Below are 17,433 nucleotides of genomic sequence, written 5' to 3'. Positions count from 1 at the left end.
CTCGGCGTCGTCGGCGAGTCCGGTTCCGGGAAGTCCACGCTGGCCCGGGTGCTGGCCCACGCCCACACCTCGGACGGCGGCACCGTCCGGCTGCGGGGCGAGGACGTCACCCGGCCCTCCAGGCGCGCCCTGCACGCCGTGCGCCGCCAGGTCCAGATGGTGTTCCAGGACCCGTACGCCTCGCTCAACCCCCGGATGACGGTCGGCGAGATCGTCGCCGAACCCCTGATCGCCTTCGGCCTGGGCGACCGGGACGAACGGCAGGAGCGGGTGGCGGAACTGCTGCGCCGGGCGGGTCTGGACCCGGCCGTCGCCGACCGGCATCCGCGCTCCTTCTCCGGCGGTCAGCGCCAGCGCATCGGCATCGCCCGGGCGCTCGCCCCCGAACCCTCCGTCCTCATCTGCGACGAACCCGTCTCCGCGCTCGACGTGTCCGTCCAGGCCCAGATCGTCGGCCTGCTCACCGACCTCCAGCGCGACCTCGGGCTCGCGCTGGTCTTCATCGCCCATGACCTCGCCGTCGTCCGGCAGGTGAGCCACCGCATCGCGGTCATGCACCGGGGCCGCATCGTGGAGACCGGCAGCGCCGACGAGGTCTGCGAGCACCCCCGCGACCCGTACACCCGCGCCCTGCTGGCGGCGGCCCCGGAACCCGTCCCCCCGGCCACCCGCGCCGGGGCGACGCAGAAGACGGGAGCGCTCGCGTGAGCGCGTGCTGCGCTCCCGGCCGCCCCTGTACGGGAGTCCTCCCGCTGCCCTCGGTACGCCGTGCGGCGCCGCCACCGCCCGTGGCGCACCGGGCGATGGCCGAACTGACCGGAGGAGTCTTCCGGATGGGAGACGCCTTCGGTGAGGGATACCTCGCCGACCGGGAAGGGCCGGTGCGCGAGGTGACCGTGGCCCCGTTCGCCATCGACACCACCGCCGTCAGCAACGCCGAGTGGGCCGTCTTCGCCGGCGCCACCGGCTACCGCACCGACGCCGAACGCCACGGCAGTTCCTACGTGTTCCATCTCCTCGTCGCCCCGGCCGCCGCGCGCCACGTCATCGGCCGGGTGCCCGGAGCGCCGTGGTGGCTCGGCGTCGAAGGGGCGACGTGGCAGGCGCCCGAGGGCCCTGGCTCAGGCATCACCGACCGGGCCGACCACCCTGTCGTCCACGTCTCCCACGACGACGCCCGCGCCTACGGCGACTGGGCCGGGCTGCGGCTGCCCACCGAGACCGAATGGGAGTACGCGGCCCGCGGCGGCATCGAGGGCGCCCGCTACCCCTGGGGCGACGAACTCGCTCCCGGCGGACGCGAGCGGTGCAACATCTGGCGCGGGCCGTTCCCGCACCGCTCCGACCGGCCGGGCGGCCGTACCGGCACGGTGCCCGTCACCGCCTACGAACCCAACGGATACGGACTCCACAACACCTCGGGCAACGTCTGGGAATGGTGTGCCGACGCCCACGGGACCGGCGAACGCGTCATCCGCGGCGGCTCCTACCTGTGCCACGCCTCGTACTGCAACCGCTACCGCGTCGCCGCCCGCTCCCACAACACCCCCGACTCCTCGACCGGCCACGGCGGATTCCGCTGTGCGCGTGACCTCGCCCCGCACTCCGCCGCCAAAGGACGTACCCGCCCGTGAAGGCCATCATGGTGATGTTCGACAGCCTCAACCGGCATCTGCTGCCGCCGTACGGAGCCGACTGGATCCACGCCCCGAACTTCCGGCGCCTCGCCGCGCGCACCGTCACCTACGACACCTGTTACGCGGGCTCCATGCCGTGCATGCCGGCCCGGCGCGAACTGCACACCGGACGCCACAACTTCCTGCACCGGGGCTGGGGACCGCTGGAGCCGTTCGACGACTCGATGCCCGAGATCCTCAAGCGGCACGGCGTCTACACCCACCTCGTGAGTGACCACCAGCACTACTGGGAGGACGGCGGTGCCACCTACCACGGCCGCTACAACTCCTGGGAGTTCTTCCGCGGCCAGGAGGGTGACCCGTGGAAGGGGCAGGTCGCGGAGCCCGAGATCCCCGAGGACCTTCGCACCACACGCAACGACCTGTGGCGCCAGGACTGGGTCAACCGCCCGCACCTGGACACCGAGGCGAAGCAGCCGCAGACCCTCACCTTCGACGCCGGCCTGGAGTTCCTGCGCACCAACCACGCCGAGGACAACTGGTTCGTACAGATCGAGACGTTCGATCCGCACGAACCCTTCTTCACCCAGGACCACTACAAGGACCTCTACCCGCACGACTACGAGGGTCCGCACTTCGACTGGCCCGACTACAACCGGGTCACCGAGACGAAGGGCCAGGAGGACCACGCCCGTTACGAGTACGCGGCGCTGCTCTCCATGTGCGACCACTCGCTCGGCCGGGTCCTCGACGCGATGGACGAGCACGGTCTGTGGGACGACACCCTGCTGGTCGTCTGCACCGACCACGGATATCTGCTGGGCGAGAAGGGCTGGTGGGCGAAGGTCGTCACCCCCTGGTACAACGAACTCGTCCACACCCCGCTCTTCGTGCACGACCCGCGCAGTCCGGACCGGGCCGGCAGCCGTGACGACGCGCTCGTCCAGACGATCGACCTCGCCCCGACCCTCCTCGACTTCTTCGGTGCCGACCGTACCCCGGACATGCAGGGGCGCCCGCTGCGCGAGACCGCGACGGCACGGCAGCCCCGGGAATCAGCCCTCTTCGGCATGTTCGGCGGCCATGTGAACGTCACCGACGGCCGGTACGTCTACATGCGGGCGTGCCACGACGACACCAACCGGCCGCTGTACGAACACACCCTCATGCCGACCCGCATCCGCGGCCGATTCACCCCGGCGGAACTCTCGGACCTGTCCCTGGCCGAACCGTTCGGCTTCACCAAAGGCGTACGCACCCTCAGGATCGAGGCCAACCCGTCCCCGCTGTTGGGACCGCAGCGCTTCGGCTCGCTCCTGTTCGACCTCGCCACCGACCCGCACCAGGAGAAGCCGCTCGTCGACGACACGGTCGAACTGCGCATGATCCGGCTCCTGGTCGAGCGGCTGAGGGCGAGCGAGGCGCCCGCCGACCAGTACACCCGGCTCGGCCTCCCGCACGATCCCGGGGAGGTCGACGAGGCCCATCTCCTGGTCGCAGCCCAGCGCGAGCGTGCCGAGGCGGCCCGTGAACCGGCAGCCCGGTCCGACGAGTTCACCGAGGGCGCGCTCGGTCTCCGTACCCCGGTGGCACGGCTGCTGGCCGAACCCGCCGCCACCGAGGCGATCCGCCGCATCGTTCCCGGCCTGCTCGACACCGAGCTGCTGACCGTACGCGGCGCCGGCTCACTCCTTCAGATCGCGGCCTTCGCCGGCCACCCCGGGCGTGCCCAACTCGCCGCCCTCGCGGACGAACTGGCCCGCCTCTTCCCGCTCCCCCCGACGCACCACGACGGAGCTTCCAGCCGATGACCACCAGCACCCGCCGCGACCCCTACGAAGGGTTCCCCGGCCGGATCGGCCGTACCTTCGCCGATTCCGAACCGGCCTGGCCCACATCCCGCACCCCGGGACCCAAGGCTCCCAACATCGTCGTCGTGCTCGTCGACGACATGGGGTACAGCGACATCGCCCCGTTCGGCTCCGAGATCGCCACCCCCACCCTGGCCGCCCTGGCCGAGGACGGCGTACGACTCAGCAACTACCACACCATGCCGCTGTGCTCACCCGCCCGCGCCGCCCTTCTCACCGGCCTCAATCCGCACCGCGTCGGCTACGCCATGGTCGCCAACTCCGACCCCGGATTCCCCGGCTACGGCATGGAGATCGCCGACGACATCCCCACCCTCGCCGAACTCCTCCACGACTCCGGATACGCCACCTACGCCGTCGGCAAATGGCACCTGGTCCGCGACTCGGCGTCCAACGCCGCCGACGACCGGGACAACTGGCCGCTGCGCAAGGGCTTCGACCAGTACTACGGCGTCCTGGAGGGCCTCACCAGCCTCTTCCACCCGCACCAGCTCGTCCGCGACAACAGCCCTCTGGACATCGACGAGTTCCCCGACGACTACTACTACACGGACGACATCACCGACCAGGCGATCGCCATGGTGAAGTCGCTGCGCGCCCACGACCCCGACAAGCCGTTCTTCCTCTACCTGGCGCACAACGCCGTCCACGGCCCTCTCCAGGCCAAGGCGGAGGACATCGCCCGCCACCGGGGCCGTTACGACGAGGGCTGGGACGTGCTGCGCGAGCGCCGCTTCGCCGCCCAGCTCGCCGGCGGTCTCCTCCCGCCGGGCACCGAACTGCCCGACCGCAACAGCGAGGCCGGACTCGACGTGCCCGCCTGGGCGAGCCTCACGGAGGAGCAGCAGAAGCTCTACGCCCGCTACATGGAGGTGTACGCGGCCCTCGTCGACAACATCGACCAGAACCTTGGACGGCTCACCGAGACCCTCGACGCACTCGGCGAGCTCGACAACACCGTCATCGTCTTCACCTCCGACAACGGCGGCACCGGGGAGGGCGGCGCCGAGGGCACCCGCTCCTACTTCAGCCGCTTCGTCCACCACCCCGCCCTCCCCGGTGACTGGACGCCGGACGTCGACCGCGACCCGGAACTGATCGGCGGGCCGCGCAGCCTGGTGCACTACCCGCGTGGCTGGGGCATGGCCTCCAACACTCCCTTCCGCCTGTACAAGGGACACACCTACGCCGGCGGCGTCCGCGTCCCCTTCGTGCTCTCGTGGCCGAAGGGAGCCCGCGAGGGCCGGCTCGCCCCCGGGCTGCGCGGCCAATACCAGTACGTCACCGACATCGCACCCACTCTCCTGCGGCTGGCCGGGCTGGAGCGGCCCGCCGTACGGCGGGGTGTCACGCTCCAGGAGCCGGACGGCGTCAGTTTCGCCCCCGTGCTCGCCGACCCGGACCACGCCTCCACGCACGTCGAGCAGTACTGCGAGATGACCGGCAACCGCAGCTACTACCGTGACGGCCACAAGCTCGTCACCCTTCACCGGCCCGGCACGCCCTACGACGACTCCGAGTGGGCGCTGTACGACATCACGACCGACCCGACCGAGATCCACGACCTGGCCGCCGAGCGCCCCGCCCTCGTCAAGGAACTGGCAGCCGCCTGGGAGGTGGCCGCCCGGCGCAACGGCGTCTTCCCGCTGCCCGACCTCAGCGGAGCACTCGCGCGCCGCAACCCGGCCGAACAGCGGCTCGCCCGTCCGCTGACCCTGCTGCCCGGCACTCCGGAACTGGAGCGCTACCGATCCTCCCGGCTGGTCGCGCTGCGCTCCTTCGAGATCGCCGTCGTGATCGACGAGGCGGGGGAGGGGGTCCTGGTCTCCCACGGCGACCAGGGCGGCGGCTACAGCCTCTACATCGAGGACGGCCGGCTGCGCCTCGCGTACAACGAGTACGGCGTGCTCCACGAGACCGACGCGGGACCCCTGGCGCCCGGCGCGCATGTGGTCGTGCTCGCGGCCACGGCCGAGCGGGGGCTGCGCTGGACTTTCACCCTGACCGTCGACGGCGAGGCGCGGGCCACCGCTCGAAGCGTCCACCAGCTCATCGGTATGGCACCGTTCCAGGGCATCAGCGTCGGGATCGACCGGAAGTCTCCGGTCTCCTGGCCGCTCTACGAGCGCCACCGCTCCTTCCGCTTCCAGGGCCGACTGCGGTCAGTGACCTACCGCCCCGGGCCGCCGGGGCCCGATTCCCCGGAGGCCGTGGCCTCCGCGCTCGAGCAAGCGGCCGCCGCGTTCGAGTGAGAGGGCACCCGATTGGCGGCGGCCGACGGGCAGAGCTAACGTCGGGGGAGTGAACGACCGCGTTCACCGATGGTTCGAGTGCACCGATGACTCGAGTGACAAGCAATCCCATGACGGGCTCCCACGCGACACCCCGGCACGCTGCCGAATCCCCGGAGAAGGGACGCGGCAGCGGGATAGCCCTTCTCGTCATCTGCTCGTGCCAGCTGATGGTGGTGCTCGACATCACCATCGTGAACATCGCCCTCCCGCACATCCAGACCTCGCTGGGGTTCTCCACCGAGAACCTCTCCTGGGTCATCAACGCCTACACGCTCACGTTCGGCGGGCTGCTTCTGCTGGGCGGGCGCCTGGGTGACATTCTCGGGCGCCGCAGAGTCTTCATGTTCGGCGTCGCCCTCTTCGTCTTCGCCTCCCTGCTAGGCGGTCTCTCGCAGGAATCGTGGCAACTGCTCGCCGCACGCTCCCTCCAGGGAGTCGGCGGTGCGATCGCCTCGCCGACCGCACTCTCGCTGATCACCACGACCTTCCGCGAAGGCCCGGCCCGGAACAGGGCGTTCGGGGTGTTCGCGGCCGTCTCGGCGGGTGGCAGCGCGATCGGACTGCTCGCGGGCGGGGTGCTCGTGGAGTGGCTGGACTGGCGGTGGATCTTCTTCGTCAACATCCCCATCGGTCTGCTGATCGTGCTCGCCACGCCCCGCTACATCCGGGAGTCCGAACGCCATCCCGGGCACTTCGACCTCCTCGGCGCGCTCACGGCGACGCTGGGCATGGTGTGCCTGGTCTACGGCTTCATCCGGGCCTCCGAAGAGGGCTGGAGCGACACCCTCACCCTGGCGGCGTTCGCGGCGGCGGTGCTGCTGCTCGGCCTGTTCATCGCGATCGAGAGCCGCTCCCGGCAGCCCATCACGCCTCTGTGGATGTTCCGCGACCGCAACCGCGCCGGCACGTACGGAATGATGCTCAGCCTGGCCGCGGCCATGTTCGGCATGTTCTTCTTCCTGACCCTGTTCGTGCAGAACATCCTGGACTTCAGCCCCCTGAAGGCGGGTCTCGCCTTCCTGCCGATCAGCGCCATCATCGCGGTCGGTGCGGGGTTCGCCTCCCAGCTGCTGCCCAAGTGGGGCCCCAAACCCTTCATGGTGACCGGTGCGCTGCTGGCGGCCGCGGGCCTGGGCTGGCTGACCCAGACCGATGTCCACAGCTCTTACCTGGGCAGCCTTCTGGGGCCGGTGCTGGTGTTCGGACTCGGCATGGGCCTGCAGTTCGTGTCGCTGACACTGATGGCCGTCTCCGGGGTGGAGCCGAAGGAGGCCGGTGCGGCCTCCGGAATTCTCAACACCACGCAACAGGTGGGTGGATCTCTCGGCCTGTCCATCCTCGTGACGGTCTTCGGCACGGCCAGCCGCAACGAGGCCACCGACCAGGTACCGAAGTTCCTGGCGGACGCGACACCGGCCCAGCTCGCGGAGTTCCGCAGGACCGGAGAGCTGCCGGGGCAGTGGGGCGACCAGGTGCTGGCGTCCGGGGTCTCCCAGGCGTTCGTCGCCGCCGCGATCTTCGCTGTCGTCGCCGCCCTGATCGCCCTGATCGTCATCCAGGTGCGCCCCTCCGACCTGGAGCGCCTGCGCGGCGACGGCGCGATGCCCGGTGCGGGGCAGACAGACGGCGGGCAGACGGACGGCGGGCCGGCGGAGGAGACGACCGCCGGAGCGCCGGATCCGGCCGCGCGGCCGCCGAGCGGGGAAGCCCGCGAAGGCCCCCGTCCGGAGCGGTGATCCGGTTACGCCTTCGGTGTCGTCGCCCCGGCCTCCCGCGCCGCCGCACCCTCCTCGTGAGCCATCCGGCTCGGCCACCACACCCGCGGCCCGATGTCGAGGAACAGGGAGGTGACGAGTACGGACCGCACGACGAACGTGTCCAGCAGCACGCCCAGGGCCACCGCGAAACCGATCTCCGCGAAGACCACGACCGGCAGGGTGCCGAGCGCCGCGAAGGTGCCGGCGAGCACCAGGCCGGCCGACGTGATGACCGCTCCCGTGGCGGCGAGACCCGCCACCACGCCTGCCCGGGTGCCGTGGAGGACCGCCTCCTCGCGGATCCTTGTCGACAGGAAGATGTTGTAGTCGATACCGAGGGCCACCAGGAACACGAAGACGAACAGCGGGAAGTCCGTCGACTCGCCCGCGTAGTCGAACACGTGACGGAAGGCCAGCGCGCTGATGCCGAGCGCGGCGGCGAACGAGAGCACCACGGTCGCGACCAGCAGGACCGGCGCCACCACCGCGCGCAGCAGCAGCCCCAGGATGATGAGCACCACCAGGAGCACCAGCGGGATGATCAGCAGGTTGTCGTGCCTGGTCGCGGTGTCCATGTCGAGCAGGGCGGCGGTGCTGCCGCCCACCTGGGCATCGGCTCCCGGCACCGCGTGCACCGCGTCGCGGACCCGCTCCACCGTGTCCTTGGCGGCTTCGCTGTCCGCGGGATCCGTCATCGTCGCCTCGAAGATGACCTGCCCGTTCGCTTCCGGCCGGGCGCCGGGCGGCGTACCGACCGACCCGGGTACCACGCCCTGTGTCGTCGCGATCGCGGCCCGCACCGCGGGAGCGCGGCCGGCTGCTGCGACGACGACCAGGGGATCGCCGCTGCCTCCGGGGAAGTAGCGGTCCTGGATCTCCTGGCCCGTGATCGAGTCGGGCTTTCCGGTGAACGAGTCGGCGTTGCTCAGGCCGGACGCGCGCAGCTGGGTCAGTCCCAGGGACAGGCCGGCCAGCACCAGGGCGGTGACGATCCAGATCGTGCGCGGGCGGCGGGCCTGCCGTTCGCCCATCCGCGCCCAGAAGCCGTGCTCGGTGGGTTCCGCAGATCCGAAATGCGGGATCACCGGCCAGAAGACCCACCGGCCGAAGATCACCAGCAGTGCCGGCAGGAGCGTGAGCATGGCGACCAGGGCGACCGCCACACCGATCGCGGCCACGGGCCCGAGCCCCCGGGTCGAGTTCATCTCCGCGACCAGCAGCACCAGCATGCCGAGCACCACGGTGCCGCTGCTCGCCAGCACGGCGGGACCGGCCCGGTGCAGCGCCCGCGCCATCGCCTCGTGCCGGTCCTCGTGGCGGCGCAACTCCTCCCGGTAGCGAGCCACGAGCAGCAGGGCGTAGTCCGTGCCCGCACCGAAGACCAGCACCGTCAGGATGCCCGCGCTCTGCCCGTTCACGGTCAGGCCCGCGTGCGCCGCGAGCAGATAGATCACCGCCTGCGCGCTGAACAGCGCGGCCACGACCGCGATCACGGGCAGCAGAAGCAGGGTGGGGCTGCGGTAGGTGATCAGCAGCATCACGATCACCACCGCCAGCGCGGCGAACAACAGGGTGGAGTCGATGCCGGAGAAGGCCTCCGCGGAGTCGGCCGTGACACCGCCGGGGCCGGTGACGTGCACGGCGAGACCGCCGCTGCTCGTGCCCACGATCTCCCGGATGGAGTCGACCGCGGGGCCGATCTGCTCCCAGCCCTCCTCGCCCATCGTGATCGGCACGAAGACCTGTGCGGCCGAGGGCGCGGTGCTCTTGTCGTAGACGGGCCCCCGGGTCTGCGGACCCCGCACGCCGTGCGCGTCCAGGGTGCGCAACTGCCGTGTGTCCTCGATGATCCGGGTGCGATCGGCGCCGGTGAGCCCGTCCTCACGCGCGTACACGACGATGGCGGTGATGACCTCGGGCCTGAACTGCTTCGAGCTCTCCAGGACCTGGGTGGACTCCGCGCTGCTCGGCAGCCAGGAGGTGGCGTCGTTGTCCTGGGCGTCGGTGAGCTTCTGGGCGAGCGGCGCCGCGACGACGAAGACGATCAGCCACAGGGCCACGATCAGCCACTTGGTGCGCCGGCCGCAGATGAGGGCGGCAAGACCCGGCGCCCGGTGTTGCTGCACGTCCCGCATGCCACTCCCCGTACTGCGTCAGGAGTGACGTCGTCATCGAGGGGGAGGGCGGCGCCGGAGCGGCCCGCACAGCGCCGATACCGCAACGTCACCCGCTCTCAGGTTCCGTGCCGGTGACAGTAGACGCCATGTCGCGGGGGTGCCCCCGCGACATGCCGCCGAGCCGCTGCCGGGCCCCGGTCGGGCTACCGGCCTGATCCGAACGAGAGGCCCTACCCCTTGACCGTGAACCCCGCCCGCAGCAGTACGGCGTCGCGCGACGACGGACCGACGAGGAGTTCGAACGCACCCGGCTCGACGATCCGCCGGCCCTCGGCGTCCACCAGGCTGCACTCGGCGACCGGCAGTTCGATGACGACCTCGCGCGACTCGCCGGGCGCGAGCCGCACCTGACGGTAGGCCTTCAGTTCCTTCTCCGCCCAGGTCACGGAGGTCACGGTGTCACTGACGTACGCCTGCACGGTCTCCAGCACGGGACGTTCACCCGTGTTGCGGACGGTGACCCGCGCCCGCAGGGTGTCACCCGTTCCGAGGACGTCGGTGCTCACCTCCAGATCGGTGTAGGTGACCGTCGTGTAGCTGAGGCCCTCACCGAACACGAACGCCGGACGCTGCGTCAGGTCGGCGTAGCGTGTGCCGTGCTGGCCGCGGACCTGGTTGTAGTACGTCGGCTGCTGCCCCGCATGACGTGCGAAGGACAGGGGCAGCCGCCCGGACGGCTCGATCAGGCCGAGCGTGAGTTCCGCGACGGCCCGGCCGCCGAGCATGCCCGGGTTGAAGGCGTGCACGATCGCCGCGGCGCGGTGGGCGGAGGGCGGCAGGACGAGCGGCTTGGAGCTGATGACGACCACCACGACCGGCTTGCCCGTGGCGACGAGCGCGTCGAGCAGCGCGATCTGGCCGCCGATCAGCTCCAGGGTCGCCGTGGAGCGGCCCTCACCGACGAGCTCGATGCGGTCACCCACGACCGCGACCACGTGGTCGGCCGCCTCCGCAGCGGCGACCGCCTCGGCGATCATGGCCTCGGACGGTTCCGCCGGGACGACGATCTCCGGCCGCGGCTGCCCGTCGGGGAAGAAGGCGCCCTCGGGGTCCGGGCCCACGGTCAGGATGTCGGCACCCCGGGCGTGCGTCACGGTCCAGCCGTCCGGCACATGCTCGCGGAACCCGTCGAGCACGGTACGGATCATGGCGCGCGGATGTCCGTCCGGCAGCCAGTCCGCCTGGCCCGACGAGCCCGCCCAGTCGCCGAGCTGGGTCTGCGCGTCGTCGGCGTTGGGCCCGATGACGGCGACCGTGCGCGGCGCCGATCCGGCGCCCGCGACCGCGCGTCCGTCGGGACCGGCCCCGAGGCCGCCGGCCAGCGGCAGCGTGCCGTCGTTGGCCAGCAGCACCAGCGAGCGGCGCGCCGCTTCGAGGTTGAGCCCTGCGTGGTCCGCGCTGCCGATGACCGCGGCCTGGCGCTCGCGGTCGGGGTGGCGGGGATTCTCGAAGAGGCCGAGCTCGAACTTGAGGGTGAGGACGCGCCGGACCGCCGCGTCGATCTCCGCCTCGTCGAGCATGCCGGTGGCGACCGCCTCCTGGGCACCTTCGAGGAAGGCCGGCGTCGTCATCACCATGTCGTTGCCCGCGCGGACCGCGGCGGCGGCCGCCTGCGTGTGGTCGGCGTACACGTGCTGCTCCCACACCATGCGGCCGACGTTGTCCCAGTCGGTCACCAGCGTGCCCGTGTAGCCCCACTCACCGCGCAGCACCTCGTTCAGCAGCCAGTTGTTGACCGTGACCGGCACCCCGTCCATGGACTGGTAGCCGAGCATGAACGTCCGGCAGCCCTCGCGGGCGACCCGCTCGAACGGCGGCAGGAACCAGGAGCGCAGCTTGCGCCGGGAGATGTCGGCCTCGCTCGCGTCCCGGCCGCCCTGGGTCTCGGAGTAGCCCGCGAAGTGCTTCGCGCACGCCAGGACCGCCGTCGGGTCGTCCAGCCCGTCGCCCTGGTAACCGCGCACCATCGCCGAGGCCAACTCGCCGATGAGGAACGGGTCCTCACCGAACGTCTCGCTGACGCGCCCCCAGCGCAGGTCCCGGGTGATGCACAGGACCGGGGAGAACGTCCAGTGGACGCCCGTCGCGGCCACCTCGACCGCCGTCGCCCGGGCGATCCGCTCCACCAGCTCCGGGTCCCAGGTCGCCGCCATGCCGAGCTGGGTGGGGTAGATCGTCGCCCCCTCCCAGAACGAGTGACCGTGGATGCAGTCCTCCGCGACGAGCAGAGGGATCCGCAGCCGGGTCCGCTCGGTCAGCGCCGCCGCCTCCAGCACCCGGTCGGGGGAGGCGTGGAGGATCGATCCCGCGTGCAAGTCCTCGATGAGGTGCCGCACCCCGTCCTTCGCGTTCAGTTGAAGCATCTGGCCGGCCTTCTCCGGCAGCGTCATCCGGCCGACCAGGTCGGCAACGCGCTCCGGGACGGACAGTGCGGGGTCGAGGTAAGGCGGGGAGGAGCCCACGGGAGTTCCTTTCACAGCGTCGGCGGGATGGCGCGGTACGGCACAACTCAGCCGCTGGGACCCACCGTACGCTGAATCCCGACCGGGTGGTAAGTATGTGGGTGTGCGACGGTACGCAGAGGTGCTGTCCGACCTGACCGGGAGAGTGGCGAGTGACGGGTGAGGCGCGTCGTGGCTATGCGAAGGGTCGCGCCAAGCGCGTGGAGATCCTCGACCAGGCGATGGCCATGTTCGGCGAGGTCGGCTACCGGGGTGCCTCGCTGCGCGTGATCGCGACCCGCTGCGGCATTTCGCACCCGGGCCTGCTGCACCATTTCCCCACGAAGGGGTCGCTGCTGCTCGCGGTTCTCGAACACCGCGACGAGGTGGACGGGGACTGGTTCTCCGTCGGTGAGCCCACGGGCGTGGACTGCCTGCGCCGGCTGGTCGACCTTGCCGTGCTGAACGCCGAACGGCGGGGAATCGTCGAGCTGTTCTCCGTACTCGCAGCCGAGGCGACCTCTGCCGAGCACCCGGCTCACGCCTATTTCGTCGAGCGGTACCGCAACCTGGTCCTGACCACCGCGGTCTCGTACGGGGAAGCCCGCGACGCGGGGGCGCTGCGGGAGGGAATCGACCCCGGCGAGGCGGCGCAGCAGCTGATCGCGCTGATGGACGGACTTCAGACGCAGTGGCTCCTCAGCGGCTGCGCGACGGACATGGCCGGTGTGATGCGCGCCCACTTGCAGGCGCAGCTGACCGTGCCGCTCTGAGTCGTACCGGGGGTGGGCGCGGACGGTTCGTTATCCGGAAGTCTTCCGTCCGCATGGGGAGAGCGCGGCAGGTGGCGCCGGACCTCTTTACGGCCTTGTCATGTGCCGGTAACTTCCGAACTGCAAGAGATTGCAGCAACATTCCGGCTGGCATTTCAAGCCGGATCGCCCCCATCGCTCGGACCTTGAGGCGCGTCAGGGTTTCCGGCGGGACGGCGCAGGTCCCCGACTCCTGCGTCCTGGACGCCACGGCTTCGCCGTCGCCGTGGCCCTTCCCTGGAGACACCGATGAAACGCACCCCTCACCGGCTGCTGAGACGCCCCCTGGCGGCAGCCACGGCCGCGGCCGCAGTGCTCGGCCTGTTCACCGCACTGCCCGGCACCCCTGACCTCGACGCGAAGCCCGTCGCCGCTGCCGAGACCTCCACGACCGTCTTCTACTACACCAAGACGAAGAACTGGGCTGCGTACAACCTTCATTACGCGCCGGACGGCGGTTCCTGGACCACCGTGCCCGGCGTGGCGATGGAGGCCGCGTGCGCCGACTGGGTCAAGAAGACCGTCTCCCTCGGGACCGCGGCTGGGCTGAAGGCGACCTTCAACAACGGCTCGGGTGTCTGGGACAACAACGCCGGCAAAAACTACGACCTGGGCAGCGGAAACGTCACCGTCAAGGACGGGGTCGTGGCCCACAGCGACCCGTGCGCGGGAACCGGCCCGGACCCGAGCCCGAGCCCGGGCGACGACGGCGCGAACACCGCCTCGGTGTACTACTCGACGGCCACCGTCGGCTGGACCACCACCAACCTGCACTACCAGCCCGCGGGCGGCTCCTGGACCACGGTGCCGGGCGTCGGTATGGAGCCGGCCTGCACCGGCTGGGTGAAGAAGACGGTGGGCCTCGGCACCGCCACCTCGATGCAGGCCGTGTTCAACAACGGCAACGGGGTCTGGGACAACAACAACGGCGGCAACTACACCGTCCCCGCCGGCGTCAGCACCGTGAAGGACCGCACGGTGGCCAAGGACGCCAAGGACCCGTGCGTCGCCGAGCCGCCGGACACCGAGGCGCCGACCGTGCCCACCGAGGTGACGGCCAAGGCCGACGGGGTGGCCGTCATCCTCACCTGGGAACCCTCCTCCGACAACAAGAAGGTGACCAAGTACCAGGTCACCCGGACCGGAGGGACCAAGGGCAGTGTCGTCACCGACGTGAGCTCGACGGTGCTCTCCGAGTCGAACCTGGAGGAGAAGACCGCCTACACCTACACGGTCAAGGCGGTCGACGCGGCGGGCAACACCTCCGCCGCCTCCGCGGAAGCGAAGGCGACCACCGGGGTCAGGCCGCCGACGGCCGCCCAGGGCAAGCCGCTGGGCACCGACCCGCGCAAGGACCCGATCTACTTCGTGCTGACCGCACGCTTCAACGACGGGGACGCGAGCAACAACCGCGGTGGCAGCCAGGACGTGAAGTCCGGCAACGCCGCCAACAACGACCCCATGTTCCGGGGCGACTTCAAGGGTCTGGTCAACAAGCTCGACTACATCAAGGGCCTCGGCTTCTCGGCCATCTGGATCACCCCGGTCGTCCTGAACCGGTCCGACTACGACTACCACGGCTATCACGGCTACGACTTCTACAAGGTCGACCCGCGCCTGGAGTCCGCCGGAGCCTCTTACCAGGACCTGATCAACGCGGCCCATGCCAAGGGCGTGAAGATCTACCAGGACGTCGTCTACAACCACTCCTCGCGATGGGGCGCCAAGGGCCTGTTCACCCCGACCGTCTACGGCGTCCGGGACAGCCAGTGGAGCTGGTACTACGACGAGAAGAACGAGGGCTTCGAGTACGACGGACTGACCGTCGACCCCAAGAGCGGCAAGTCGTACTACAACGGCGACCTGTGGTCCACGGCCGAGCCCGCGGGCAACACCTGTCTCAACTGGGGCAAGGCGACCGGGGCCACCTCGCCCGAGGGCTACAGGATCTACAACTGCCAGTGGCCCAACCCCACGTCCGGCATGTTCCCGAAGGAGTACTACCACAACTGCTGGCTGGGGAACTGGGAGGGCGAGGACTCCCGCTCGTGCTGGCTGCACGACGACCTCGCCGACTTCAACACCGAGTCCGCACCGGTCCAGAACTACCTGATCGGCGCGTACAACAAGTACATCGACATGGGCGTCGACGGCTTCCGCATCGACACCGCCGTCCACGTCCCGCGCACCACCTGGAACCGCCGCTTCCTGCCCGCGATCCAGGAGCGCGTCACCCAGCAGTTCGGCGCCGAGGCCGCGAAGAACTTCCTGGTCTTCGGTGAGGTCGGTGCGTTCGTCAACGACAAGTGGAACCGCGGCTCGGTCAACCACTCCGCGCAGTTCTTCACCTGGAAGGAACGCAAGGAGTACGCCGCCGACGACGCCAAGGCCGCGCTGGAGATGTACGACTACGAGCAGCAGCTCGGCACCGGGGCACAGCCGACCTCGGACAACGCGTTCCTGAACGGCAACACGTACCACGTACCGGACCACAGCAAGTTCTCCGGCATGAACATCATCGACATGCGCATGCACATGAACTTCGGGGATGCCACGAACGCGTACAACAACGGCAAGGACTCCGACGACTCGACCAACGACGCCACCTACAACGTCGTCTACGTCGACAGCCACGACTACGGCCCCAACAAGAGCAGCGAGCGCTACACCGGCGGTACCGGCGCCTGGGCCGAGAACATGGCCCTGATGTGGACCTTCCGTGGCATCCCCACCCTCTACTACGGATCGGAGATCGAGTTCCAGGCCGGCAAGAAGATCGACTGCGGCCCCACCTGCCCGCTGGCCACGACCGGACGGGCCTACTACGGCGACCACCTCGCGGGGAACGTCACCTCCTCGGAGTTCTCCAAGGTCGACTCCGCCAGCGGTGAGGTCGCCAGCACGCTGGCCAAGCCCCTGGTCAAGCACGTCCAGCGGCTCAACGAGATCCGCCGGGCCGTTCCCGCCCTGCAGATGGGCCAGTACTCCACCGAGGGCATCACCGGCCAGATGGCGTACAAGCGCCGCTACACCAGTGGCGCGACGGACAGCTTCGCCCTCGTCACCGTCACCGGCGGAGCCTCGTACACCGGTATCCCCAACGGCACGTACAAGGACGCCGTCACCGGCGACACGCGGGTCGTCACCGACGGGAAGCTCACTGTCGCCGCGCCGGGCAAGGGCAACATGCGTGTCTACGTGCTGAACGGACCGGGCATGATCGGCACCGCGGGTCCCTACCTGAAGTAGGCCGGCGGCAGCGCGCACCCGCCCGCAACGCGAGCGCCCCGACGGGCCGGCCATCCCGGCCCGTCGGGGCGCGTCCGCGCGTGCGGCGACGGCCTACGAAGCGCGGCCGTCCGCCGCCAGCAGGGCTTCCCGGCCGATCATGGCGGTGGAGCCGGGTGCCGTGCAGGCGAAAGCACCCGCCGCCGCGCCCAGCCGGGCGGACCCGAGGGCGTCCCGGCCTTCGAGCCGCCCGTACAGGAACCCGGTGACGAACGCGTCGCCCGCGCCGTTGCTGTCCACCACCGGTGCGGGAGGCACGGTCGCCGGGACGTGGCGCGGGTCCGGACCGCCGTCGCGCGTGAGGACGTAGGAGCCTTCCGCACCTGCCGTGGCCACCACGGTGCCGGCGCGGCCCTCACGCAGGATCTCCCGCATCACCGCGGGCGTACGGTCACCCGTCACCGCCGCGCTGAAGAACACGAGATCGGACCGCAGGGCGAACTCCCGCTGATGGCCGGCCAGTCCGTCCCAGTCGTGCAGATCGGTGGAGACCGGGACGCCGAGGGTCTCGATGTCGTCGTACAGGAAGCGGGTGAAGTTCATGATGGACAGATGGACATGGCGTGCGCGCCGCAGCCGGGGAAGATAGAAGTCCCGCGGCATCCGCAGGTCCTCCGGATCGCGGGCGTCGTAGAACGACATCCGCCTGCCGGTCGCGTCCACCAGGTTCACCGCGCGGCGGGTGCCCGCCGCCGAGATCACGGGATGGAACTCCACGTCACCCTTGGCCAGCCGCTCGCGCACCTGCGCACCGGTCCAGTCGTCGCCGATGCAGTCGAGGAGCGCGACCTCCAGGCCCAGCGCACGCGCGCCGAGAGCCACGTTGCCCCCGGTGTGACCGGGCCACTCCTCGATCGGGCCGACCATCACCGAGTCGGCGAGCGGGACGGGCAGGGCGTCGACGCGGACGATCGTGTCCACTCCGCTGCCGCCGACCACCAAGACGTCGTATTCCGTTTGCTGTTGGACCACTGTTCCGCCTCTCCGTTCCCGCCGTGATCAGTATGGCGGAGGCCCCGTACACCCGTCCGGCCCTCTTCCGGGCCCGTCTGCCGGGCGATGAGTTCCGGCCCCGGGCGCGGTTCTCCCCGGGCGGGCCGGTACGGCCGGCTGTTCTCTGCGCGCGTCACCGAGGCCCGCTGGCTATGCTCGACCG

10 protein-coding genes are annotated in these 17,433 nt (G+C 70.4%); 7 read left to right on the top strand and 3 right to left on the bottom strand.

Annotated features, from left to right (window positions below; all coding sequences use genetic code 11):
* The 5 genes from JGS39_RS13200 to JGS39_RS13180 all read left to right on the top strand — a co-directional run.
* Positions 1-708 (top strand): ATP-binding cassette domain-containing protein (locus JGS39_RS13200; RefSeq protein ID WP_219569042.1); only part of this gene is annotated, 708 nt, incomplete at its 5' end.
* A 95-nt stretch (positions 709-803) separates the two neighbouring features.
* Positions 804-1,634, top strand: a complete 831-nt coding sequence (locus JGS39_RS13195) for a formylglycine-generating enzyme family protein (protein ID WP_219569041.1) — start codon at positions 804-806, stop codon at positions 1,632-1,634.
* On the top strand, positions 1,631-3,448 hold the full coding sequence (locus JGS39_RS13190; RefSeq protein WP_219569040.1) for a sulfatase: 1,818 nt from the start codon (positions 1,631-1,633) through the stop codon (positions 3,446-3,448). The genes JGS39_RS13195 and JGS39_RS13190 overlap by 4 nt, the downstream gene beginning before the upstream one ends.
* Positions 3,445-5,760, top strand: coding sequence for an arylsulfatase (locus JGS39_RS13185; RefSeq protein ID WP_219569039.1), 2,316 nt, complete (start codon positions 3,445-3,447; stop codon positions 5,758-5,760). Before JGS39_RS13190 ends, JGS39_RS13185 begins: the two co-directional genes overlap by 4 nt.
* A gap of 110 nt (positions 5,761-5,870) precedes the next feature.
* Positions 5,871-7,538 carry an MFS transporter gene (locus tag JGS39_RS13180; protein ID WP_219569038.1) on the top strand — a complete coding sequence of 556 codons (1,668 nt, stop codon included), beginning with the start codon at positions 5,871-5,873 and terminating at the stop codon, positions 7,536-7,538.
* A 5-nt stretch (positions 7,539-7,543) separates the two neighbouring features.
* On the opposite strand, the gene JGS39_RS13175 is transcribed toward JGS39_RS13180, so the two are convergent.
* Both JGS39_RS13175 and JGS39_RS13170 read right to left on the bottom strand, forming a co-directional pair.
* Positions 7,544-9,694 (bottom strand): MMPL family transporter, encoded by a 2,151-nt coding sequence (locus JGS39_RS13175; RefSeq protein ID WP_219569037.1) that lies wholly within the window; start codon positions 9,692-9,694, stop codon positions 7,544-7,546.
* 212 nt (positions 9,695-9,906) lie between these two features.
* Complete coding sequence (locus JGS39_RS13170; RefSeq protein WP_219569036.1) at positions 9,907-12,198, bottom strand: exo-beta-d-1,3/1,6-glucosidase; 2,292 nt, start codon at positions 12,196-12,198, stop codon at positions 9,907-9,909.
* A gap of 152 nt (positions 12,199-12,350) precedes the next feature.
* Here JGS39_RS13170 and JGS39_RS13165 point away from each other — a divergent pair, with 152 nt between their 5' ends.
* Positions 12,351-12,950, top strand: a complete 600-nt coding sequence (locus tag JGS39_RS13165; RefSeq protein WP_219569035.1) for a TetR/AcrR family transcriptional regulator — start codon at positions 12,351-12,353, stop codon at positions 12,948-12,950.
* 288 nt (positions 12,951-13,238) lie between these two features.
* Positions 13,239-16,238: a carbohydrate binding domain-containing protein gene (locus tag JGS39_RS13160; protein WP_219569034.1), complete on the top strand. Its 3,000-nt coding sequence runs from the start codon at positions 13,239-13,241 to the stop codon at positions 16,236-16,238.
* 93 nt (positions 16,239-16,331) lie between these two features.
* Here the strand turns inward: JGS39_RS13160 and JGS39_RS13155 are convergent, their stop codons facing one another.
* Positions 16,332-17,249 carry a carbohydrate kinase family protein gene (locus JGS39_RS13155; protein ID WP_308120382.1) on the bottom strand — a complete coding sequence of 306 codons (918 nt, stop codon included), beginning with the start codon at positions 17,247-17,249 and terminating at the stop codon, positions 16,332-16,334.
* Between the last annotated feature and the right edge of the window lie 184 nt (positions 17,250-17,433).

It is taken from the genome of Streptomyces poriferorum (genome assembly GCF_019399235.1).
Classification (GTDB): Bacteria; Actinomycetota; Actinomycetes; order Streptomycetales; family Streptomycetaceae; genus Streptomyces; species Streptomyces poriferorum.
The sequence above is the reverse complement of the archived record's forward strand: the minus strand, read 5'-3'. Positions and strand labels throughout refer to the sequence as shown.

Coding starts and splice junctions, on each gene's coding strand:
- JGS39_RS13160 (WP_219569034.1), top strand. CDS start 13,239: ATGAAACGCACCCCTCACCGGCTGCTGAGACGCCCCCTGGCGGCAGCC.
- JGS39_RS13185 (WP_219569039.1), top strand. CDS start 3,445: ATGACCACCAGCACCCGCCGCGACCCCTACGAAGGGTTCCCCGGCCGG.
- JGS39_RS13180 (WP_219569038.1), top strand. CDS start 5,871: ATGACGGGCTCCCACGCGACACCCCGGCACGCTGCCGAATCCCCGGAG.
- JGS39_RS13175 (WP_219569037.1), bottom strand. CDS start 9,694: ATGCGGGACGTGCAGCAACACCGGGCGCCGGGTCTTGCCGCCCTCATC.
- JGS39_RS13195 (WP_219569041.1), top strand. CDS start 804: ATGGCCGAACTGACCGGAGGAGTCTTCCGGATGGGAGACGCCTTCGGT.